Raw genomic sequence first — 19,574 nt, 5'->3', positions numbered from 1 at the left:
AAATTTGAGGACCACCTAGCGACCATGCCGTTGGGCGAGGCAAGTTAAATCGAAAAACTGGTTCCGCAGCCACACGCAGCTGTCGCATTCGGATTGTTGATCTTGAAGGCCGCCCCGATCAGCTCGGTTGTGAAATCAATCTCGGATCCCTTCAGGAATTCGAGGCTCATTTCATCGATCAGAACCTTCGCGCCATCGCGCTCAAGCACCACATCATCAGCGTTTGCTACCTTGTCGAAATCAAACTTGTAGGAAAAGCCGGAGCATCCGCCGCCTTCAACGGATACGCGCAGATAGTCTACGCCGTCCTGTTTTGCCAGAATCGCATTAATTCGCTTGGCAGCGGAGGCTGTAAGGGTCACATCGGGGACGGTAATCGTGCTCATGACCTCAACATAGGGATTCTCTAGCCAATGGAAAAGAGAGCAGTGTTTGCTACGAGGCACGAGGATAGTCGTGGTCGGTACCATGAAGAGGCCCCATCCGCCACGCGGACGCCATTCCAGCGGGATCGTGACCGCATCATTCATTCCACCGCTTTTCGTCGCTTGAAGCAGAAGACGCAGGTTTTCGTTGCGCATGAAGGCGACCATTTCCGCACGCGGCTGACCCATTCACTGGAAGTAGCCCAAATCGCGAGAAGCATCTCCCGAACGCTTGGTCTGGATGAAGATCTCGCAGAGGCTTTGGCGTTGGCGCACGATATCGGACACCCCCCGTTCGGTCATGCCGGGGAAGACCAGCTTGATGAATGCATGGCCGATTACCAGGGGTTTGATCACAATGCACAGACGCTACGCGTGGTGACAAAACTGGAAGTTCGCTACCCCAATTTCGAAGGACTCAATCTCACTTGGGAGCTGCTGGAGGGCCTCGTCAAACACAATGGACCAATGGTGACGCGGGATGCACCAATGGAATCGCTGCCAGCCGCCTTCCGCCAATATGCAAACTTCATGGACCTTGAGCCACACCAGTTTGCCGGTCCTGAAGCTCAGGTCGCAGCGTTGTCGGACGACATTGCATATAACAATCACGACATTGATGACGGCATCGCTGCAGGTCTGTTCACGGTCGACGACCTTATGGACCTTCCAATTGTCGGAGACGTATTCCGGTCCGTGAAACTGGAATATCCGCATTTGAAAGACCGAATGGTCTCGTACGAAGCTGTGCGGCGCCTGATCGGACTTTGGATCAATGACCTGACATCAGAAACCGAGCGCCGAATAAAAGAGTACGCGCCCAAAAGCGCCGCCGATGTTCGCGCAATGGACGTGCCGTTGGTCGCATTTTCCGAAGAACTGGAAAGTCGTCAGAGAGCTTTACGCGCGTTTCTGCACGAGCGCATGTATAAGCATTACACCGTCAACAGGATGCGAAGCAAAGCAAAGCGGATGCTTGCCGAATTGTTTGATATATTCCTGAAAGAGCCGGATACTTTGCCTTCTCTATGGCGTCTGGACGCCGCCCAGGCTGACGAAGCGCGGCGCGCACGAATTGTCTGCGACTACATTGCCGGCATGACGGATACGTACGCAATTGAAGAGCACCGACGTCTCTATCATCCAGATGTCCTGCGATAGTCACATTTCTGCCGTTCCGGACACGTAACGCCGACGATACAGCAGCGGTCACGGTTTCTGACGTGGCATTCAAGCGTCGTTAACGAAACGGTCGCTAATATTAACTTTGTGAAGCTGTTCTAAGGGTGATTCCATGGGGCGATACCGGGAAGATGACAGGGATTATTCCCCGTTCGAGGACGATTATCGCGGTTTTGACGTGCGTGAGGACGATTCCGCGCGTGGCCCGCTTATACTCGCCCTGGCGATAGGTGTTTTGCTGGTGTTTGGCGCTGTGGTCTGGAACACGTACAGGCAGGGCATTCGGGACAATGGCGCGGGTATTCCAAGCGTTATTGCAGACAAGCAACCCTACAAGCGCGCCCCTGAAGATCGTGAAGGCGTTGCCATCCCGGATACTGACAAACGCTTTTACGACCAGATGGACGACTCTGAGCGTCCAATCATGACTGAATCCCAAGTTGCCGAACTTGAAAACGCTGAGGATGGTCTTCTGCAAGGAGGCCCCCCAATTGAGTTGCGACCCGGTCGAGAAGGCGCTGAGCCCGATGACGACCAGGTGCGCGCTCTGGCCGACTTGGAATCCATGCCAGAAGACGAGGAAGAGCCCTTGCGCGTGGTTCCCGCCACTCCGGCCGCACCGCTGCCAGCACCGCAAGTCCAACGAAAGCCTGTTTCAGCGGCGCCGGAGTTCGCGTTTTCGAATGGCGGCGCATTTTTGGTACAACTCGCAGCGTTCCGCTCACAAGAAGCTGCGGAGTCGGCCTGGACTGAGTTGAACCGGAAGAAGCCCGAATTGTTCGGCAGCGCCACAAAGCACATTCAGCGAGCTGATCTCGGCGCTAAAGGCGTATTCTACCGCCTGCGCGTTGGTAGCTTTGCAGATCGCGCGGATGCATCTGAATTCTGTGATGCTGTCAAAGCCGCGGGGGATAACTGCATCGTGGTGACAGGCTAGTGATGAAGGCCTGCATCCTCAGCGTATCAGGCTCAGTCCTGACTGCAGATGAAGCCGCTCTGTTTGCGGCGCAGCAGCCTTGGGGCGTCATTCTGATGGGGCGTTCCTGTGTATCGCGTCAGCAGGTCCGCCAGCTTGTCGACGATATCTGGAACGCGATGCAGCGTCCGTGCTTGATATTCATAGATCAGGAAGGCGGCCGGGTTGCCCGTTTGAAAGCGCCGGAGTGGCCGCTGTTTCCACGTGGACAGGATTATGCCGAAATTTACGCTCGAGATCGAGATCTCGGTCTGTCGGCAGCTTGGCTTGGGCACCGCCTGATCGCGTCGGAACTGACAAACATGGCGATCCACGCGGATTGCGCGCCGGTTGTGGATGTTCCCGTAGCGGGCGCGCATGACGTTATTGGGGATCGGGCCTTCGGCTCTGATACCGAAACGGTTGCAAGTCTTGCTGGAGCCGCACTTGCCGGCCTGGCAGCTGGCGGCGTAGCGGGCGTGATCAAGCATATTCCTGGGCATGGGCGTTCCAAGGCCGATAGCCATATGGAATTGGCGCGTGTCACGGCTGGCGACAACGAGCTATCCAAGGATTTTGATGCTTTTGCGCGGCTCGCGGATGCGCCAATGGCCATGACCGCTCACATTGCCTATGACGCATTTGACGCCACTGTGCCGGCCACGCTGTCAAAAATCATGATTCAAGACGTGATCCGCCAGCGAATCGGGTTTGATGGTCTGCTGATGACAGACGATCTGGGGATGAAAGCGCTGGGCGGCAGTCTGGGCGAGCGAGGTCAGGCGGCGATCGCTGCAGGATGTGACGTGCTTTTGCACTGTTCTGGTTTCTTGTCTGATGCTCAGGAGATTCTGGCCGAAATGTCAGAAGTTGCATCTGTTGCCCCTGAACTTACCGACAAGTCCTTGGCGCGGGCCCAACGCGCTGAGGCTTTGTCGACGCATGAACAGGATTTCGATGTGGCGCAAGGATGGAACACATTCCGATCCTACTTTCCGGAATTGGCGGGCGCGGCATGAGCTCTGACATGATTTCCATCGACGCCTTGTCGGCAGACGCTCAGGAAGCAGAAGCTGGCGATCTGTTCTCGGTCGATGTCGGCGGGTATGAGGGGCCGTTGCACCTCTTGCTGGAGTTGGCACGTAAACAGAAAGTCGATCTGCTTCATCTCTCGATGTTGTCTCTGGCTGAGCAGTATCTCGACTTTATCGATCAAGCGAAAAGCCAACGGATAGACCTTGCCGCAGATTATCTGCTGATGGCCTCTTGGCTGGCATTCATGAAATCGCGCCTTTTGCTTCCCAAGCCTGAAAGCACTGGGGAAGATGAGCCGACAGGCGAGGAAATGGCCGAACGCCTGGCATTCAGGCTCAAACGGCTGGATGCAATGCGCAGCGCCGTACAAGAGCTTGAGGCGGGGCCAATTTTAAACAATGTGGTTTACCTTCGTGGGGCGCCAGTTCAGCCAAAAGTGGTGAAGCACACTGAATTCAAGGCATCGTTGTTTGAATTGACGCAAGCCTTCGGTGCCATTCGTGATCGTCGTGAGAAAGAACGCCCGCATACAATCGAGCAGCAACTCGTGCTGCCGCTGGAGCTGGCGCGGACCACTTTGCGTGCACTTCGGCAACAGTTGGAACAGTGGTCCTCGCTGGACGAGATCCGCTCAACCATGACAGACGTGGATCCGGAACTGCCGCCACGGTCTGTCACAGCAAGTGTGTTTTCAGCCGCATTGGAGCTTGCCAGAGATGGTGAAGTCGATGTGCGCCAGAAAGAGCATTTCGCACCGCTTTACTTGCGTAATGCCGGTGAACGACCAGAGGGGGGCCAAAATGCAACCGCTTGAGAATCACCTGATGACTGACGACACGCCTGATACGGACCGCGATCCCATTGCGCAATTGTCGTTCGCCTACCGCCGCTCTGAAGAAGCCTTGGCTGAAGGGGCGAGCGAAGCACTGGCGGAGGGCATACGCCGAGCAGAAGCAATCCTGTTTGCGGCCGGTGAACCACTGAGTGCAGAGCAGATCTCGGAAACACTTCCTCATGGCGTAGAGGCGGCTGAAGTGCTTATGGCGCTTAAGGCGCAATATGTCAGCCGTGGTGTCAATCTTGTGGAAGTGGCCGGGAAGTGGCGATTCCAGACGGCGCAGGATTTATCCTACCTGTTCGTCGAAGAACGCCAGGTGCAAAAGCGACTCGGACAGGCCACGCTGGAGACGCTTGCAATCATTGCATACGGCCAGCCCGTGACTCGGGCGGAGATTGAAGCAGTGCGCGGTGTCGCGGTTTCGAAAACAACCATCGATACTCTGCTGGAAACCGGCTGGGTGAAGATCAAGGGGCGCCGCAAAACACCCGGACAGCCGATCACCTACGGCACGACAGATGCATTCATGGAGCATTTTGGGCTTGAAAGTCTCGACACCCTCCCTGGCAAAGTAGACCTCGAAGCCGAGGGCCTCTTGTCCGATGTAATTCCGGAAGGCTTCCAGATGCCGGACGAAGAAGCGCTGAATGGCGAAGAGATGCCGGGAGATGATTCCACTGCCCTTGAAGAGACTGAAACCTTTGTGACTGACTTCATGGACGCTGAGGAAGACGGAGATGAAGCGCAAGCCATCGTCGAGGACGCGGCACTGGAAGAAACGGGTACGGACGAAGCGCTTGAAGAAAGCGAGGATGACGACGCCGATACTGTCAGCGTTTTTTCCTATACGCGCGCGCCTCAGCGTACAGTAGTCGAGGAAGAGGAGTTTGACAGCGGAGACGTTAAGGCGGCCGTGATCCAGCTGTCCAAACAGCCGCGAATTCCCGAGCAACCCATGACCTCATGGGATGACGACGAATAGGTCAGATCAGTGACATGGGCGAAAGTCTGAACCTTCGCTCGAAATCGAAGCGACCGATTATGTCGTCCTCAGACGTGCCCCACCCTATATTGTGAATCACAAGTGGTGTGCCAGAGTAGGACGTCCTGTCTGACACGATCCCAATATGCGGCAAGCTGCCCTTGTAGCGCATCGTATACAGATCACCAGCTTTCCAATCGGTTACTTTGCTCGGTGTTGAAAGAGCGCTGCCATATCGTTCGATGAAGCGTTCGAGGTTCGGCACTCTGCGGTGGTCAATATTCCTGTCAGGTCGTGTGAGCCCCCAAATCGCTGGATAGGAGTTGAACGCCTCCATCATGTCCTCATGGACGAGTTTCTGAAGGTCGATCTGAAAAGCGTCGCGGTAGGCACGAATAATAACGTCGGTGCATACGCCCCGGTCGCGTGGGATGTCGCCCATCGGATAATCCAGTTGCACATAGGCAGGATCGTATGTCCGCGTGACGCCAATTTGCCTGCGCGCCGAATTTACCAGCCGCGTGGGCCAGGGAAGCGTTTCCTTGAAGAGCTGGGCCGGTGCCAAAGGCATGGCCAGGCCACAAAGAAGAGCAGAGCGACGGGTAAGCATGACGCTATTGCGCCATGCAGATCCGGCAGGATTGGGGCGAAATTCAGAAACCGTGTAGTTCGGCAATTTCGTCGAGCGGAGCGCGCTCAGCGCGGAGCGTGTTGACCGGGTGTTCCTTATCCGGCTTGCCCACCGCCATGGCGCACCAGACCATTTCCGTATCGGACAGCTTGAAGTGTTCTTTCAGGGCAGGGCGTAGCATCCCCCAACACTCCTGCATGCAGGTGCCCCAACCGCGCTCTTCGGCGAGCAGCGCCAACGTCTGCAGATACATGCCGGTGTGCCCCCATTGTCCGTGCCCCATTCTCTCGTCGATAATGATGAAGGCTGCGACTGGCGCACCGAAGAATCGGAAATTGTTGGCAAACCAGCCAACGCGCGCAGCACGATCCTCGCGAGGAATGCCAAGAGCTTCATACATCATCTCACCTACCTTCCGGCGGCGCGACTCGTGAGGCTCCCAGAGATCCTTGGGGTATATCGGACGATCTGTTGGCTGACCTTTCGGATTGGCTGCAAGTACTGGCGCGGCCATTCCGATAACTGCATCCTTGGCTGCTCCGCTGACAATTATCGTTCGCCAAGGCTGGGTGTTTCCACCAGAAGGGGCCCGCCGGGCCTGTTCCAGCCAGTCGCGGATTTCCGATTCCGGCAAGGCATCAGGTAGAAAGGCCCGAGTTGATATGCGTTGATCAACGGCTTTTGAAACGTCCATGAAAAAACCTCCCATCTGGCGATGATGGGAGGTTTAAAGGCTTAGCGTGGCGTCAGCCAAAGACTATTTTCCATGCAGGACCACGGGCATCCAAGTATAGCCTTTGACGAATGCGCCGGCCGTGAAGGATGGTTCGTCCATAACCTCAATGTGGCTGAAACGCTCCATCAGTTCCTGCCACAATATCTGAAGCTGAAGTTCAGCGAGACGATTGCCGACGCAGCGGTGGATGCCAAAGCCGAACGAGATATGACGGCGGGCATTCTCGCGATCGATAATGTAGTCGTTCGGGCGATCCCAGAAGCGCTCGTCGCGGTTTCCGGAAACATACCACATGGCGACCTGATCGCCCTTCTTGATGGTTTGGCCGTGCATCTCGACATCTTCAAGCGCTGTCCGGCGCATGTGTGCCAGAGGCGTTTGCCAGCGAATGGTTTCTGAAACCATGTTCGGGATGAGGGAGTGGTCGGCCTTCAGCTTTTCGTATTCAGCTGGGTATTTGTTCAGCGCGTAGACAGATGCCGTCATCGAGTTGCGGGTTGTGTCATTGCCGCCAACGATCAGCAGGATCACATTGCCGAGCAATTCCATCGGCGTCATGTTCCTGGTTTTTTCGCCATGAGCCAGCAAACTTATCAGATCGTTCTTCAGGGGCTGTGCGCCGCGCTCCTGGAAGATCTGCATGAAGGTGGCGAGACACTCCATCATCTCGCGTTTCCACTGTTCTTCACCGCCAGGGCAGATGTCTGGATTGTTCATGCCGGTCGCCATATCGGACCAATGAGTGAGGTCGCGGCGCTTTTCGAATGGATAATCAAACAAGGTAGCCAGCATCATCGTGGTCAGTTCGATGGACACTTTGTCGACCCAGTCGAACGGCTCACCGACGGGCAGGGAATCAAGAAGACCCTGGGTTCGGGAGCGAATGAGCGGTTCAAACTCTTTCAGCATGTTGGGCGCAACGGCCGGCTGAACAGTTTTGCGTTGTTCTGAGTGTTGCGGTTCGTCCATGGCGATGAACATCGGCAATTCGAAATCAGCGGGCGGGCTACCCAGAGTGATGCCGCCATATTCCCAGCTGGAGGAGAAGCGCTTGTGGTCGGTATCTACCGCCATGATGTCTTCGTAGCGGCTGATGGACCAGAACGGACCGACAAAAGAATCCGCTGTATAGTGAACGGGCGCTTCGTTGCGCAGGCGTTCAAAACGATCCCACATTTTTTGTTGGCGCCAGAGTTCAGGATCTTCCGGATGAAGCTCTGACAGCGGCAACTCGCTGGCTGGCGGCGCTGGCTGGCCAATTTCCAGATAGCCCTCAAACAATGGATCCCGATGAGAGATCTTTGGGCGTTGCAGGGCAGGGTGATCTAACAGGTGAACCGTATCGGCAGCCATGGATGTTCCTCCGACAGTGAGCCTTTGTCTCAGGCTCGATTTATGACGTCGGCGTCACCTTAACATGGCTATTCTGAAAAAACTATGACGCAGGCGTCATTTTTATGAGAAATGTCGTTCGCGCTTTGATGCCAGCAGTGCCGCACGTATCGCATTGGCCAGCGATTTTCTCTCTGATAGCGTTAGGAACCGCCCAATAATGTAGGCTTTTTTTCCGTACTCGATTCGCAACCAGCTGCTGGTTGTCAGCGGTTCGTCCAGTTCGACTCGCGCGAATGCCGATGGAAGAGTGACACGCTTCTCGCCCCCTTTGTTGGGGGTATGGGTGAGTTGCAGCTCGCTTGCGGTCACAATGATTCGCGTCTCTTCGCGTTGTTTTCTGAAGGAAGCACGGAAGAGAAAATAGAAGATCAGGGCATCCAGCCCAAAGAAGCCGATTACCGGAACAGCGCCCAAAGCCATGAACATCATGCCCGTAGCGAAACTGACGACGCCAACAATTGCCATTACAATGGCAAAACCACGCTCGCTCAGCGATTGGTTGGGACGCAACACCGCGTCCATGTAGACGATTTCCTGCGTTTCGGTCATGCGAACTAGATAGCACGGTCTTGTTCGTCGGCGAGGGTTCATTAGACAGGCGGTATGACAAAGCCAAAATCTCCCTCAAAACCGGCTTCAAAAAAGCGCCCGCCACGGGTGTTCGGTCGCGAGAAAGCCACCGCCTTGTTCGCCGCACTTGCGCAGGACAGGCCGGACCCCAAGACCGAGCTGGATTTCGTCAATCCCTATACGCTGGTTGTCGCTGTCGCGCTGTCCGCTCAGGCGACAGATGTCGGCGTGAACAAGGCGACTGCGAAGTTGTTTGCTGTGGCGGACACGCCTGAGAAGATGCTTCAGCTGGGAGAGGAGGGTGTAGCCGAACACATCAAGACGATCGGCCTGTGGCGCAACAAAGCCAAGAACGTGATCGCGCTCAGCAAGATGCTGATCGAAACGTTCGGCGGAAAAGTTCCGGAAACGCGCGAGGAACTCGTCCAGTTGCCGGGCGTGGGACGCAAGACGGCGAATGTTGTGCTCAATGAGGCGTTTGGTCAGCCGACCATCGCCGTTGATACGCATATATTCAGAGTATCAAATCGCACCGGGCTCGCCCCTGGTAGAAACCCGGACGAAGTCGAGGCGGGCCTGGAACGCGCGACGCCTCCAGAGTTCAAGAAAGGCGCCCACCACTGGCTCATCCTTCATGGGCGATATGTCTGCAAGGCGAGGAAACCCGAGTGTTGGCATTGCGCGATCATTGATTTGTGCCGGTTCAAGCCAAAGACACCAGATCCGGCATCTGTCTCGGCTTTAGGCCCGAAATCCAACTGAGACACTGTGGCCCTGATGCACTGCTGAACCGGTGCCTCCAGTTCGCCCAAATTTAACCAAATCACGGCCATCTCCCCCCGACACGGCCTCTCGCAGGTTTTGAAATGGAGCGTACCGTATGAAACATGTCGCCAAAATTCTCGTGAGCGCAGCGTCAGTCAGTCTGGTGTCTGCGTTACCGGCGATCGCCGAAGATGGTTGGTCAGGAGAAGCAGCCCTCAGCGCAGGTCTGACAACAGGGAACACTGAAACATCCGAAGCGGGACTGGCCGTCGATGTTGATCGAGCTTCCGGCGCATGGAATTTCGGCCTGCAGCTTTCAGGAGATTATGGCGAGGAAGACGGCATTGAGAGCCGTAATCGCTATTTCCTGGCAGGCGACGTAGAGCATGATTTCAACGACACCATGTTTACGTTTGGTCGCGCGTCTTACGAAGTCGACCAGTTCACCGGCTTTGACAGCCGTACCTTTGTCGGCGGCGGTGTCGGTTGGCACATTCTGGACGATGAAGACCACAATTGGACTGTTCGTGGCGGTCCCGGTTTCAAGATCGACGAAGTGAAGCGACAAGTCACGACAGATGCCAACACAGGCGCGGTGACCATCATTCCGGCCAGCACTGAAGAATCGCTCGGCGCCGTAGCCCAGTCAGAATACTTCTATGCCTTCAATGAGGCGGTATCCCTCAGCAACAAGACGAACGTCGTTTATGGACAGGAGTCTACCCAGATCAACAACAGCATCGGTCTTACTGCAGCTTTGAATGGTCACCTGGCCGCTCGGGTGTCGTTTGACGTGCGGCACGATACATCGCCTCAGCCAACCTACGAGGCGACGGATACAGCGACGAAATTCTCGCTGGTTTATACCCTTGGCGAGTAAGCTCTAGCGCGCCCTGATACGTGCTGAGATGGCTTTGGCCATCAGCTCACCCAGGCGTGGTCCTTGTTCCGGATAGAGGTATGGCTCGATCAGTTCGAGTTCCATCAGGAGCAGGGACCCGTCTTCATGCCGGATCATATCAACACGAGCGTAGAGCGGCACGTCGTCCAATGTCGTCAGAACGTCTCTCGCGGCCTGAAGGTCCGATGCTGCGGGCGTAATCGCTTCTTCCTGACCGCCGTAGGACGATTGAATCCGGTAGTCGCCTTTTTTCGCGCGCTTGATCAGCGCATGAGACAAAGTCCCTTCAACGAAAATGAAGCTATACTCTCCTTCGGTCTGAATGGTGGACACGAAAGGCTGCACCATCATGGCATGGGGCATATCTGGACGGACGTCATCGCGTGACAGAAGATGCTGCCCGGCTGCACCAGCGCCGACTTGCCGTTTGAAGACGAGCTTTTCTGATTGAAGCGTGTCAAACGCTTGCAGGTAACGCGCGTCCGTCATTTCATCTATCCACAAGGTGGGAATCAAGTTTGCGCCGCGGTCGGCCAACTCTTTCAGATAGGATTTATGCGAGTTCCAGCGCACAAGGCTGGCGGGGTTATGCAAAATGGTTTGCTGTTCAATAGATTCCAGCGTCTTCAGGAATTCATCCGGTCGATCCCAGTAATCCCAGGTTGTTCCGATCAACGCAGCATCAAAACGGGACCAGTCTGCTGATTCATTATCCCAGCAGATGTCCAGGATCTGCATCCCGCGCTCAGCGAACTCCGGCCGCAGCGCACGCATCATGTAATCATGCTCGAATGCGTCTGATCGACGGATTGGTGAACCCGGCTGGGTGACTTGCGAGGAGAGATAAGCAACTTTCATTCGCAGGCCTTTAGCATGCAGCGCAGTTGCGTCCACAACTCAGCTCTGGCAATCGACCTGCTGGTATCAAGGAAATTGTGAAATGAGTGAAATCCGCTTCGACGTCGTCGGCCTTGGAAATGCAATTGTAGATGTTCTGTCGCGCGCTGACGATTCCTTTCTCGAGAAGTGGGGTATCCACAAGGATGCGATGAATCTCATTGAAGAGGATCGGGCAGAAGCGTTGACTGAAGCGGCGATCGACCCGCTCTACACATCCGGCGGCAGTGGAGCGAACACGATTGCGGGCTTGGCAAGTTTCGGCGCAAAGGCCGCTTACATTGGCAAGGTTTCAAAGGATGAACTCGGCAGCCAGTTCACCAGGGAAATGGCTGCCACCGGTGTGCCCTTCGCCACGACGCCACTCGAAAGTGGACCCGCGACCGCGCGCAGCATCATCTTCGTAACCGATGATGGCGCGCGCAGCATGAACACCTTTCTCGGTGCATCGGTCCTCTTCTCGAAGAATGACGTAGACGAAGAGACGGTTCGCTCTGGTGGCATTCTGTACCTTGAAGGGTATCTGTTTGACCGCGAAGAAGCCAAGGAGGCTTTTGTTTTTGCGTCAGAGATTGCCCGGGCGGCGGGTCGCAAAGTTGCGCTCACCCTGTCAGACCGGTTCTGCGTTGATCGACATCGTGCCAGCTTCCTCCAACTCGTGCGGAACAATGTGGACATCGTATTCGCGAATGAGGAGGAGTTGCTGTCCCTCTATCAGACCGACAATTTCGAGGAGGCGCTCGCGTCACTTCAGGCCGACACCGCAATCGCCGCAGTCACGCGCAGCGAGAAAGGGTCTGTCGTCATAGGCGAGGGAGACCCGATCACGGTGGGGGCTGAAGCTGTCTCAAACGTTGTTGATACGACCGGTGCTGGAGACCAATACGCCGCCGGGTTCCTTTTTGGCATTTCACGAGGGCTTCCTTTGGCCACTTGTGCGCATCTCGGGCATATCGCCGCCGCGGAAGTCATTTCTCACTTCGGACCTCGGCCTGAGAAGTCGTACAAGGAGCTCGCAGAGGCGGCTGGCATCTACGCCTGAGCCTTGAGCGCTTCCACTGCATAATCCAGGCGGTCGTGACCGAAGAACATTTCATCACCCACAAAGAAGGTTGGGGCGCCGAATGCGCCACGTGCAATTGCTGAATCGGTGTTGGATTGCATTGCTTCCCGGTTCGCCGGGTCTTCAGCGAAGGCTAGAACTTGACTGTACTCAAAGCCCTCGGCTTCGCACATGACTTTGACCGATGATTCGTCGTCTGGTTTCAGGGCGGTCTCGGTCGCCCACATATGGCGGAAGACGGAATCCATGAAGCGTCTTTGTTCGGCTGGATTATTTGCGAGGCCACATGTCGCCCTCAGCAGGACGCGCGTGTTTACCATTGGAAAGTAGGGATTCATTCTAAAGTCCAACCCGTAGCGCGAGGTGCAGCGCAGGAGGTCCTTCATCATGTAGGCCCCCTTCGCCGGCACCATACCTGGCGGGCGGTTGCCAGTGGATTGCATGACGGCCCCGAGGAACATGGGTTTGAATTCCACATACACATCAATTCGTTCTGCTAGTTGCGCTACTGCAGCATTGGCGACGTAAGAAAATGGGCTGATATAGTCGAAATAGAATTCAAGAGAGTTTGCCATGATCGCTCCGTATTGAGTGTCGTTTTGGAACTATGGCAAATCAGTATAGGTGTGTCAGCATGAAATGGTCCGATCTATCAGATAATTGGTGTCCGGTTGCGCGAACGCTTTCCGTTGTTGGCGACCGCTGGACAATGCTTGTTTTGCGCGATTGCTTTTTGGGTATGTCGCGGTTCGAACAATTCATTGAATCGAGTGGAATGACCCGGCACATCCTTGCCGACCGTCTCAAGCGGCTCGTTGAAGCGGGCGTGCTGGAGCGTGTTGCCTATACCACGACACCCAAACGCTACGATTATGTCCTGACGGAGAAGGGCAAGGAGCTGGCGCCCGCGCTGTTGTCACTTCGCGATTGGGGCAAAAAACACTTGCCGGTGCGCCGGGCGACGTCTGCCTGATCAGTCTGCGAGCAATTGCTCGGCTTTTTTCTGAACGGCTCCGTAATCGATCTTGCCTGTGCCGAGCACCGGAATTTCATCCACTTGGTATACCCGCTTGGGAACGGACAGTTCGGGCACGCCATGGTTCTTCGCCCAGGCCAGAATGTCTTCTCGATTGCTGTCCTTGGTGTCGCTCAACAAAATAACTTGTTCGCCCTTTCTGGGATCGGGCAGGGTGACAGCTGCGTGAAGATTATCCGGCCAGATAGCGCTGGCGCAATTCTCGACGACTGCCAGCGACACCATTTCGCCGCCGATTTTCGCGAAGCGCTTGACCCGCCCCATGATCCTGATGATGCCTTCATCATCGATGGCCACGATATCTCCTGTATCGTGCCATCCGCCCTCGGGGCGTTCCAGGACGCCAGGGTTCGAAGGGCGCAGATACCCTAGCATGATGTTCGGCCCTTTCACGTGGAGCCGGCCACCGTCTTCAATGCCTTCAACGGGTACCAGTCGCGATTCCATACGCGCCATGAGTGTTCCGACCGTGCCGGGACGATTATTCTCCCACTGGTTCGCGGCGATTACAGGGGACGCTTCGGTTGCTCCATATCCTTCGAGGATCTCGATTTCGAACTTCCGGCGCACAAGTGCACGCGTCTCATCTTTGACTCGTTCAGCACCGCAAACGGCCAGTCGAACCGAACTCATGTCGCCGTCCCCACCAATACGCGCATATTGCGAGATGAATGTGTCTGTCGCGAGAAGGATCGTTGATTGGTTGGCACGAATACGGCGGACGATTTCGCGCGGCTGAAGCGGCGATGGGTGAAACATGACCGGAATTCCGGCGACAATTGGCAACACCGCGCCCACTGTTAGACCAAAACAGTGGAATGTTGGCAGGGGGTTGAACAGGCGATCTGTATCCGGGCTCAATCCAATATGCGCGCGAACCTGTTCGACATTGGCCATCACGTTTTCATGGCTGAGAACGACGCCCTTGGGCTCACCCTCGGTGCCAGACGTGAAAAGCATCACACCGGGAGATTTGTAGCGCGATTGCTTGCGGACCAGCCCCGGAAGCACAGAACCTAGAGCCGCGATCAGCTTGTTGCTGAGCGTCAGGTTTTCCCGAACATCCTCCAGATACAGGATTTCTGCTGAATCGGACAATTCTTCTATCAGATCCTCAAGGCCGCCTAGCTCAACAAATTTGTGCGCTGTCACGATGCGACTGATCTGTCCGGCCTTCATGGCGGCTTTCAGATTGCGAGAGCCTGCCGTGAAGTTGAGCATTGCGGGGATTCGGTTGAACGCGCTGATTGCATAGAAGCCGATGACCGCGCCGGCCCCGCTGGGCAGCATCACGCCGACGGCCTCTCCGGGTTTTGTGCCCTTGCGCAAGGCTGAGCCCAGCGCCAGCGCCGCTTGCACGATCTCTTTGTAGGTGAGTTCGCGTTCGTCGCCATCAATCAAAATGGCCTTTCCGCTCCCAAATTCCTTTTTTGCGCGAAAGAGTGCGCTGAAAAGATCGGTGCGGGTGCGTGATGGTTGATATGGCAAAGGTGCCGGGATGGTCTGTCCGGTCATGATGGCCTCAGGTTCCCTCCGGGGCATTGCCCCATGTGTTTTTTGTAACAATCTGTCATTTATCGACACTGTCGCAAGCGGTAATGCAAGATTGCATAAACACTCTGCAGTGTATTTCCCTTGATGAAACAGTTGGTCAGGTCCATTTTCCCGCCATGGCAAATCTCATCAATCTGACCGAAAACTCGCGCAAGCACCGGCATCCGGAGAAGCAATCGCGCCCGGATACGCCGTTGCTCCGCAAGCCAGACTGGATTCGCGTGAAAGCCCCGACATCGCAGGGCTACGCAGAAACGCGCCAGATCGTGAAATCAAAAGGCCTCGTTACAGTTTGCGAAGAGGCGGGCTGTCCGAACATTGGCGAATGTTGGGACAAGAAGCACGCCACTATGATGATCCTCGGCGAAATCTGCACGCGCGCCTGCAGCTTTTGCAATGTTTCCACCGGTAAGCCGCTCACACCAGGGCGAGTGGATGAAGATGAGCCGCGCCGAGTGGCTGAAGCAGTTGCTGAAATGGGACTGCAGCATGTCGTTATCACGTCAGTGGACCGCGATGACCTCACGGATGGCGGCGCAATGCATTTCGTCAACACGATCGAAGCGATTCGGGCCATGTCTCCCGGAACCACGATCGAAATACTGACGCCCGATTTCCTGCGCAAGGATGGCTGGGAGAACCGTGTCATTGATGCGAAGCCCGATGTGTTCAACCATAATCTTGAAACAGTTCCGCGTCTTTACCTCTCAATCCGCCCGGGTGCGCGCTACTTCCATTCATTGCGCCTGTTGGAGAAGGTGAAGGATCGTGATCCGACACAGTTTACCAAGTCTGGCCTGATGGTCGGCCTCGGCGAAACAAAAGAAGAAGTGATGCAGGTCATGGATGACATGCGTTCTGCCGGCATCGACTTCCTGACAATTGGTCAATACCTGCAGCCCACTCGGAAGCATGCCGCGATTGATCGCTATGTCCCGCCGGAAGAGTTCAAGGCGTACGAAGAAATTGCCCGCGCCAAAGGCTTCCTTATGGTTTCGGCGTCACCGCTGACCCGTTCCTCTCATCATGCGGGCGAAGACTTCGCGCGACTGCGCGCAGCGCGTGAAGCCAAACTGGCCACCGAAGCCGTCTAGGCGATGCCGCATTTCTCGAAATCGATTCATGTGCCGTATAGCGGTCAACAGGCGTTCGAACTGGTCTCGGACATCGCCGCTTATCCGGATTTCATAAAGTGGATCACGGCAATGCGCGTGTCTGAGATGCGCGTACAGCCCGACGCGAGCTTCACCTGCCTGGGAGAGGCAGCTGTAGGCTTCAAAGGTTTTGTCGAGCGTTTCACCACTCGGGTCGAGGCGGATCCTGCGCTGGGGCGCGTGGTTGCGTCCTTGGTGAAAGGTCCGTTTCGAAAGCTGAAAGCGGAGTGGGTGATTGAGGCGACAGATAGCGACGGGTCAGACATCTCGCTGTCCATAGACTACGATTTCCGAAATCCGTTGATAGGCATGCTGGCCGCGGCCAATCAGGAACTCGCAGTCAACAAGATCCTCGGAGCGTTTCTTTCTGAGGCGGAGCGACGCTACGGGGCCAAAGCCTAAGCGATTTGCATCTGTATTTGCCGCAAAGCACATTCCATCGCGGCGAGGCGTATCTGCTCGCGACCAATATCGCCGGTTTGCAGCATTTCATGTATGACGGCACGGTTTTCGCGAGCACAGGCCACATGGACGGTGCCGACGGGCTTCATGCGAGTGCCGCCGCCGGGGCCGGCGACGCCGGTTATGGCAACGGCAATGTTTGCGCGACTGGCTTCCAAGGCGCCTTCCGCCATCATTCGGGCAACCGGCTCTGATACGGCCCCGTAATCCGCCAAAACATCGCCAGCAATGCCCAGCATTTCTTCCTTGGCGCGGTTTGAGTAGGTCACAAAGCCGCGTTCAAAAACGGTCGAACTGCCGGGGATGTCTGTCAGCAAGCCTGCCAGCAGGCCACCAGTGCAGCTTTCAGCCGTGCAGATTCTGAGGCGTGATTGTGCGGCGTCATCGAGCACAAGCATGGCGAGATTGCGAAGTCGATCTGGAAACATAGACTGCAAGATAAGGGGTGTTCGCTGCGGCGTGAAGCGAAGATTACGAATTCAGTCACCTGACGTCGGGACGAGTGTGACGACTGCTTCCGCAGCGATCCCTTCGCGTCTTCCCGTGAAGCCAAGTGCTTCTGTCGTTGTGGCTTTCACGCTGACAGCATCGAGCGAAAGGTCGAGCAATTCCGCTGTTCGTTTGCGCATTGTCTCCCGGTGAGGTTTTACTTTTGGAGCTTCACAGATGATCGTTACGTCGCAATTTCCTATGGCAAAGCCGCGCTTTAAAGCCAGATTTTGCGCTTCTTTCAGGAACAGCCCGCTGTCTGCATCCTTCCACCGGTCTTCATTCGGGGGGAAATGATCTCCAATGTCACCTAACGCAGCCGCCCCCAAAATAGCGTCCGTCAAAGCATGCCATGCAGCGTCTGCGTCTGAATGCCCCTTAAGCTTGGCGGTGTGGGGAATTTTCACTCCGCAAAGAATGACATGGTCACCCGGTTCGAACGCGTGGACGTCAAAACCTTTTCCGATGCGAGGAAAGGCGAGGCGTGGCGTCATCATTCTTGAAACCATGTCGAAATCCTCCGGATAGGTGATTTTGTGCAGTCGATCGGAGCCTTTGACCAGTTTCACCGCGACGCCTTGGCGCTCTACAGCGGCCAGGTCATCGACGAGATCGTCCGCGGCTTCACTTAAGGCGTGAACAATTGCGCCGAAACGGAATGCTTGAGGTGTCTGAACCCGATAGAGATCGTCTCTCGATACAGATACCAAGTTCGTGTCTGACGCCCGTTTCAGAGCATCCTGTACTGGCAAAGCGGGCGCCGCTGCATCGTGTGTGGATAGAGCCTCCAACAGGTTATCGATAATCGCGTGAGTCAGGCCTGGCCGAGCGGCGTCATGGATCAACACAGCCGTATTTTCCGCAGGGTCCTTGATCGCCTGCAGGCCGTTGCGAACCGATTGTGTGCGCGTGTCGCCACCTGTCGCAAGTAGGCACCCATCTGAATGAAAGCCGTCTGGTACGTCAGGCCCGGTCACGATGATTACGTCATCGACGGCGGGATGGGACTGAAAAGCACGGATTGACCATTCGATGACGCGACGGCCATTGAGGTCACACCATTGCTTGGCGCGCTCACTTTCTGCCCGAGAGCCTTTGCCGGCGGCGACGATAATGGCGACGGTTCTATTCATGGGCGGGTTAATATGCGAGGGCGCCAGGGTTGGCTACTGGCGATTTCTATCAGCGCCGGTTGCAGCTGCTTGCATATTGTGCACTTGCGAAGTCATGAAAAAACGGAAAGATAGTCAAATGACCAATTTTCAGGCACCTAAAGTCTGGTTGGCTCCAATGTCAGGAGCAACAGATGCGCCAATGCGTCGACAGGCCGTCAGGTTTGGCGCGCCGGCTGTGGTGTCCGAAATGGTGGCAGGCGATATGCTGGCGATTGCTCGTCCGGATGTTGTGCGGCGCACATGTCGCCACGATGGCGATGGCCAGTGGATTGTCCAACTGGCTGCCAGTCGCCCTGAAGCGATGCAAACAGGGGCGCGGTTGCTTCGTGAAGCGGGCGTCGATGTGATTGATATTAATATGGGATGCCCCTCGCGGCAGGTGACAGGCGCGCAGTCTGGCTCAGCCTTGATGCGTGACGTGCCTCTGGCACTAGAAATCATACAGGCGGCTATCGATGGCGCGGGCGACCTGCCTGTGACCCTGAAGATGAGGCTTGGTTGGGACCATGACTCGCTCAATGCGCCAGACATTGCTCAATCAGCCGAGCATATGGGCGTCCGTATGTTGACGGTGCACGGGCGGACTCGATGCCAGTTCTATAAAGGCACTGCGGATTGGAAGCGCGTTTCTGACACTGTCGAGGCGGTGTCGCTACCGGTCATCGTCAATGGCGATATTTCTTCCTGTGATGATGCCAGGAAAGCTGTGACGGAATCTGGGGCGCACGGAGTGATGGTCGGGCGGGCGGCTATGGGCCAACCCTGGCTGCTCGGCCGGATTGCGGCTCACCTTGACGGAGAGACGTTTGAAGAGCCTGCATTGGAAGAGCAACTTGATAGTTTGCTCGAACAAATATCAGACAGCGTCGACCTCTACGGAGACTTTCTGGGAGTGCGCACAGTGCGCAAGCACGTGTCCGCGGCTATCGAGAGTGTGAATCTGCCGTTAACGGACGATGTCCGCCGGAAATTGCGATCTCAGCTGTGCCAGATCAATCATGCTGGCGACCTGCAATCTGCGCTCAGGCGCGTGTATCGCAAAACGTTCGAACTGGAGGCCGCGTAATGACGAGTGACGTAACGATGCCGGCGCCTCGTTTGGCAGATTTGTCTCCGATTGCGCTAATGCTGGTTGATGCCAGACGCAAAGTAGTCGAGGTCAACGCGGCAGCGGAAAGTCTACTTCAGCTCTCTCGTAGGGCTTTGAGAACCAAACCTTTGAGCGAGATTGTATACCACGACTCGCCTGTATTTGAGTTGCTGGATCGCGCCCAACGGACAGTTGGGGATATCACCGCGCCTGGCACGCCCATCAGCGGGCCGGGGCTC

22 protein-coding genes and 1 pseudogene are annotated in these 19,574 nt (G+C 56.0%); 13 read left to right on the top strand and 10 right to left on the bottom strand.

The genetic code is table 11. From position 1 onward, the window contains the following. Positions 1-44: 44 nt before the first annotated feature. Positions 45-386: an iron-sulfur cluster insertion protein ErpA gene (gene erpA, locus HY36_RS16625; RefSeq protein ID WP_035555250.1), complete on the bottom strand. Its 342-nt coding sequence runs from the start codon at positions 384-386 to the stop codon at positions 45-47. Between the two features lie 27 nt (positions 387-413). On the opposite strand from erpA, the gene HY36_RS16620 reads away from it, so the two are divergent. From HY36_RS16620 to scpB, 5 genes are all read left to right on the top strand, one after another. Further along, positions 414-1,586 (top strand): deoxyguanosinetriphosphate triphosphohydrolase, encoded by a 1,173-nt coding sequence (locus HY36_RS16620; RefSeq protein WP_035555248.1) that lies wholly within the window; start codon positions 414-416, stop codon positions 1,584-1,586. 133 nt (positions 1,587-1,719) lie between these two features. Then, complete coding sequence (locus HY36_RS16615; RefSeq protein ID WP_035555245.1) at positions 1,720-2,544, top strand: SPOR domain-containing protein; 825 nt, start codon at positions 1,720-1,722, stop codon at positions 2,542-2,544. Between the two features lie 2 nt (positions 2,545-2,546). Then, positions 2,547-3,581: a beta-N-acetylhexosaminidase gene (nagZ, locus tag HY36_RS16610; protein ID WP_035555243.1), complete on the top strand. Its 1,035-nt coding sequence runs from the start codon at positions 2,547-2,549 to the stop codon at positions 3,579-3,581. Then, a complete protein-coding gene (locus HY36_RS16605) occupies positions 3,578-4,411 on the top strand; it encodes a segregation and condensation protein A (RefSeq protein WP_035555240.1) in 834 nt (277 codons plus the stop codon). The genes nagZ and HY36_RS16605 overlap by 4 nt, the downstream gene beginning before the upstream one ends. 10 nt (positions 4,412-4,421) lie before the next feature. After that, positions 4,422-5,417, top strand: a complete 996-nt coding sequence (scpB, locus tag HY36_RS16600; protein ID WP_241764252.1) for an SMC-Scp complex subunit ScpB — start codon at positions 4,422-4,424, stop codon at positions 5,415-5,417. A gap of 1 nt (position 5,418) precedes the next feature. Here the strand turns inward: scpB and HY36_RS16595 are convergent, their stop codons facing one another. From HY36_RS16595 to HY36_RS16580, 4 genes are all read right to left on the bottom strand, one after another. Beyond that, the gene (locus HY36_RS16595) at positions 5,419-6,027 is read right to left on the bottom strand and encodes a DUF1287 domain-containing protein (RefSeq protein WP_035555237.1); all 609 of its coding nucleotides are present in this window, start codon (positions 6,025-6,027) and stop codon (positions 5,419-5,421) included. A gap of 43 nt (positions 6,028-6,070) precedes the next feature. Next, positions 6,071-6,742, bottom strand: coding sequence for a nitroreductase (locus tag HY36_RS16590; RefSeq protein WP_035555234.1), 672 nt, complete (start codon positions 6,740-6,742; stop codon positions 6,071-6,073). 63 nt (positions 6,743-6,805) lie between these two features. Next, the gene (locus HY36_RS16585) at positions 6,806-8,137 is read right to left on the bottom strand and encodes a cytochrome P450 (protein WP_081806253.1); all 1,332 of its coding nucleotides are present in this window, start codon (positions 8,135-8,137) and stop codon (positions 6,806-6,808) included. 102 nt (positions 8,138-8,239) lie between these two features. Next, positions 8,240-8,728, bottom strand: a complete 489-nt coding sequence (locus tag HY36_RS16580) for a DUF2244 domain-containing protein (RefSeq protein ID WP_051602906.1) — start codon at positions 8,726-8,728, stop codon at positions 8,240-8,242. Positions 8,729-8,782: 54 nt separating this feature from the next. On the opposite strand from HY36_RS16580, the gene nth reads away from it, so the two are divergent. Both nth and HY36_RS16570 read left to right on the top strand, forming a co-directional pair. Continuing rightward, positions 8,783-9,511: an endonuclease III gene (gene nth, locus HY36_RS16575; protein WP_081806251.1), complete on the top strand. Its 729-nt coding sequence runs from the start codon at positions 8,783-8,785 to the stop codon at positions 9,509-9,511. Between the two features lie 118 nt (positions 9,512-9,629). Then, positions 9,630-10,394, top strand: coding sequence for a DUF481 domain-containing protein (locus HY36_RS16570; protein WP_035555231.1), 765 nt, complete (start codon positions 9,630-9,632; stop codon positions 10,392-10,394). 3 nt (positions 10,395-10,397) lie between these two features. On the opposite strand, the gene HY36_RS16565 is transcribed toward HY36_RS16570, so the two are convergent. After that, complete coding sequence (locus HY36_RS16565) at positions 10,398-11,273, bottom strand: ATP-grasp domain-containing protein (protein ID WP_035555228.1); 876 nt, start codon at positions 11,271-11,273, stop codon at positions 10,398-10,400. Between the two features lie 82 nt (positions 11,274-11,355). Here HY36_RS16565 and HY36_RS16560 point away from each other — a divergent pair, with 82 nt between their 5' ends. Next, positions 11,356-12,354: an adenosine kinase gene (locus tag HY36_RS16560; RefSeq protein WP_035555224.1), complete on the top strand. Its 999-nt coding sequence runs from the start codon at positions 11,356-11,358 to the stop codon at positions 12,352-12,354. On the opposite strand, the gene HY36_RS16555 is transcribed toward HY36_RS16560, so the two are convergent. Next, on the bottom strand, positions 12,345-12,950 hold the full coding sequence (locus HY36_RS16555) for a 2-hydroxychromene-2-carboxylate isomerase (RefSeq protein WP_035555220.1): 606 nt from the start codon (positions 12,948-12,950) through the stop codon (positions 12,345-12,347). The two genes, HY36_RS16560 and HY36_RS16555, sit on opposite strands and share 10 nt — an antisense overlap. Before the next feature lie 32 nt (positions 12,951-12,982). Between HY36_RS16555 and HY36_RS16550 the strand changes: the two genes are divergently transcribed. After that, complete coding sequence (locus HY36_RS16550; RefSeq protein ID WP_338042510.1) at positions 12,983-13,348, top strand: helix-turn-helix domain-containing protein; 366 nt, start codon at positions 12,983-12,985, stop codon at positions 13,346-13,348. Here the strand turns inward: HY36_RS16550 and HY36_RS16545 are convergent, their stop codons facing one another. Then, positions 13,349-14,926 carry an AMP-binding protein gene (locus tag HY36_RS16545; RefSeq protein WP_051602905.1) on the bottom strand — a complete coding sequence of 526 codons (1,578 nt, stop codon included), beginning with the start codon at positions 14,924-14,926 and terminating at the stop codon, positions 13,349-13,351. Positions 14,927-15,081: 155 nt separating this feature from the next. On the opposite strand from HY36_RS16545, the gene lipA reads away from it, so the two are divergent. Both lipA and HY36_RS16535 read left to right on the top strand, forming a co-directional pair. Further along, entirely contained in the window at positions 15,082-16,059 is a 978-nt protein-coding gene (lipA, locus tag HY36_RS16540; protein ID WP_035555393.1) for a lipoyl synthase, read from the top strand. A gap of 3 nt (positions 16,060-16,062) precedes the next feature. Then, entirely contained in the window at positions 16,063-16,521 is a 459-nt protein-coding gene (locus HY36_RS16535) for a type II toxin-antitoxin system RatA family toxin (protein WP_035555214.1), read from the top strand. On the opposite strand, the gene HY36_RS16530 is transcribed toward HY36_RS16535, so the two are convergent. After that, complete coding sequence (locus HY36_RS16530; RefSeq protein ID WP_035555212.1) at positions 16,518-17,009, bottom strand: CinA family protein; 492 nt, start codon at positions 17,007-17,009, stop codon at positions 16,518-16,520. The two genes, HY36_RS16535 and HY36_RS16530, sit on opposite strands and share 4 nt — an antisense overlap. Positions 17,010-17,060: 51 nt before the next feature. After that, entirely contained in the window at positions 17,061-18,203 is a 1,143-nt protein-coding gene (locus HY36_RS16525) for a bifunctional 2-C-methyl-D-erythritol 4-phosphate cytidylyltransferase/2-C-methyl-D-erythritol 2,4-cyclodiphosphate synthase (RefSeq protein ID WP_035555208.1), read from the bottom strand. Between the two features lie 118 nt (positions 18,204-18,321). Between HY36_RS16525 and HY36_RS16520 the strand changes: the two genes are divergently transcribed. Together HY36_RS16520 and HY36_RS18845 are read left to right on the top strand one after the other, a co-directional pair. Beyond that, complete coding sequence (locus HY36_RS16520) at positions 18,322-19,311, top strand: tRNA dihydrouridine synthase (RefSeq protein WP_155842012.1); 990 nt, start codon at positions 18,322-18,324, stop codon at positions 19,309-19,311. Next, positions 19,311-19,502 (top strand): annotated as a pseudogene (locus HY36_RS18845) (PAS domain-containing protein); the annotation flags it as partial. The gene HY36_RS16520 and the pseudogene HY36_RS18845, both read left to right, overlap by 1 nt. Positions 19,503-19,574 lie beyond the last annotated feature (72 nt).

The sequence above is a fragment of the Hyphomonas atlantica corrig. genome, from assembly GCF_000682715.1.
GTDB lineage: Bacteria > Pseudomonadota > Alphaproteobacteria > Caulobacterales > Hyphomonadaceae > Hyphomonas > Hyphomonas atlantica.
Note: the sequence above shows the minus strand (reverse complement) of the source record. Positions and strands in the feature narration are given on the sequence as shown.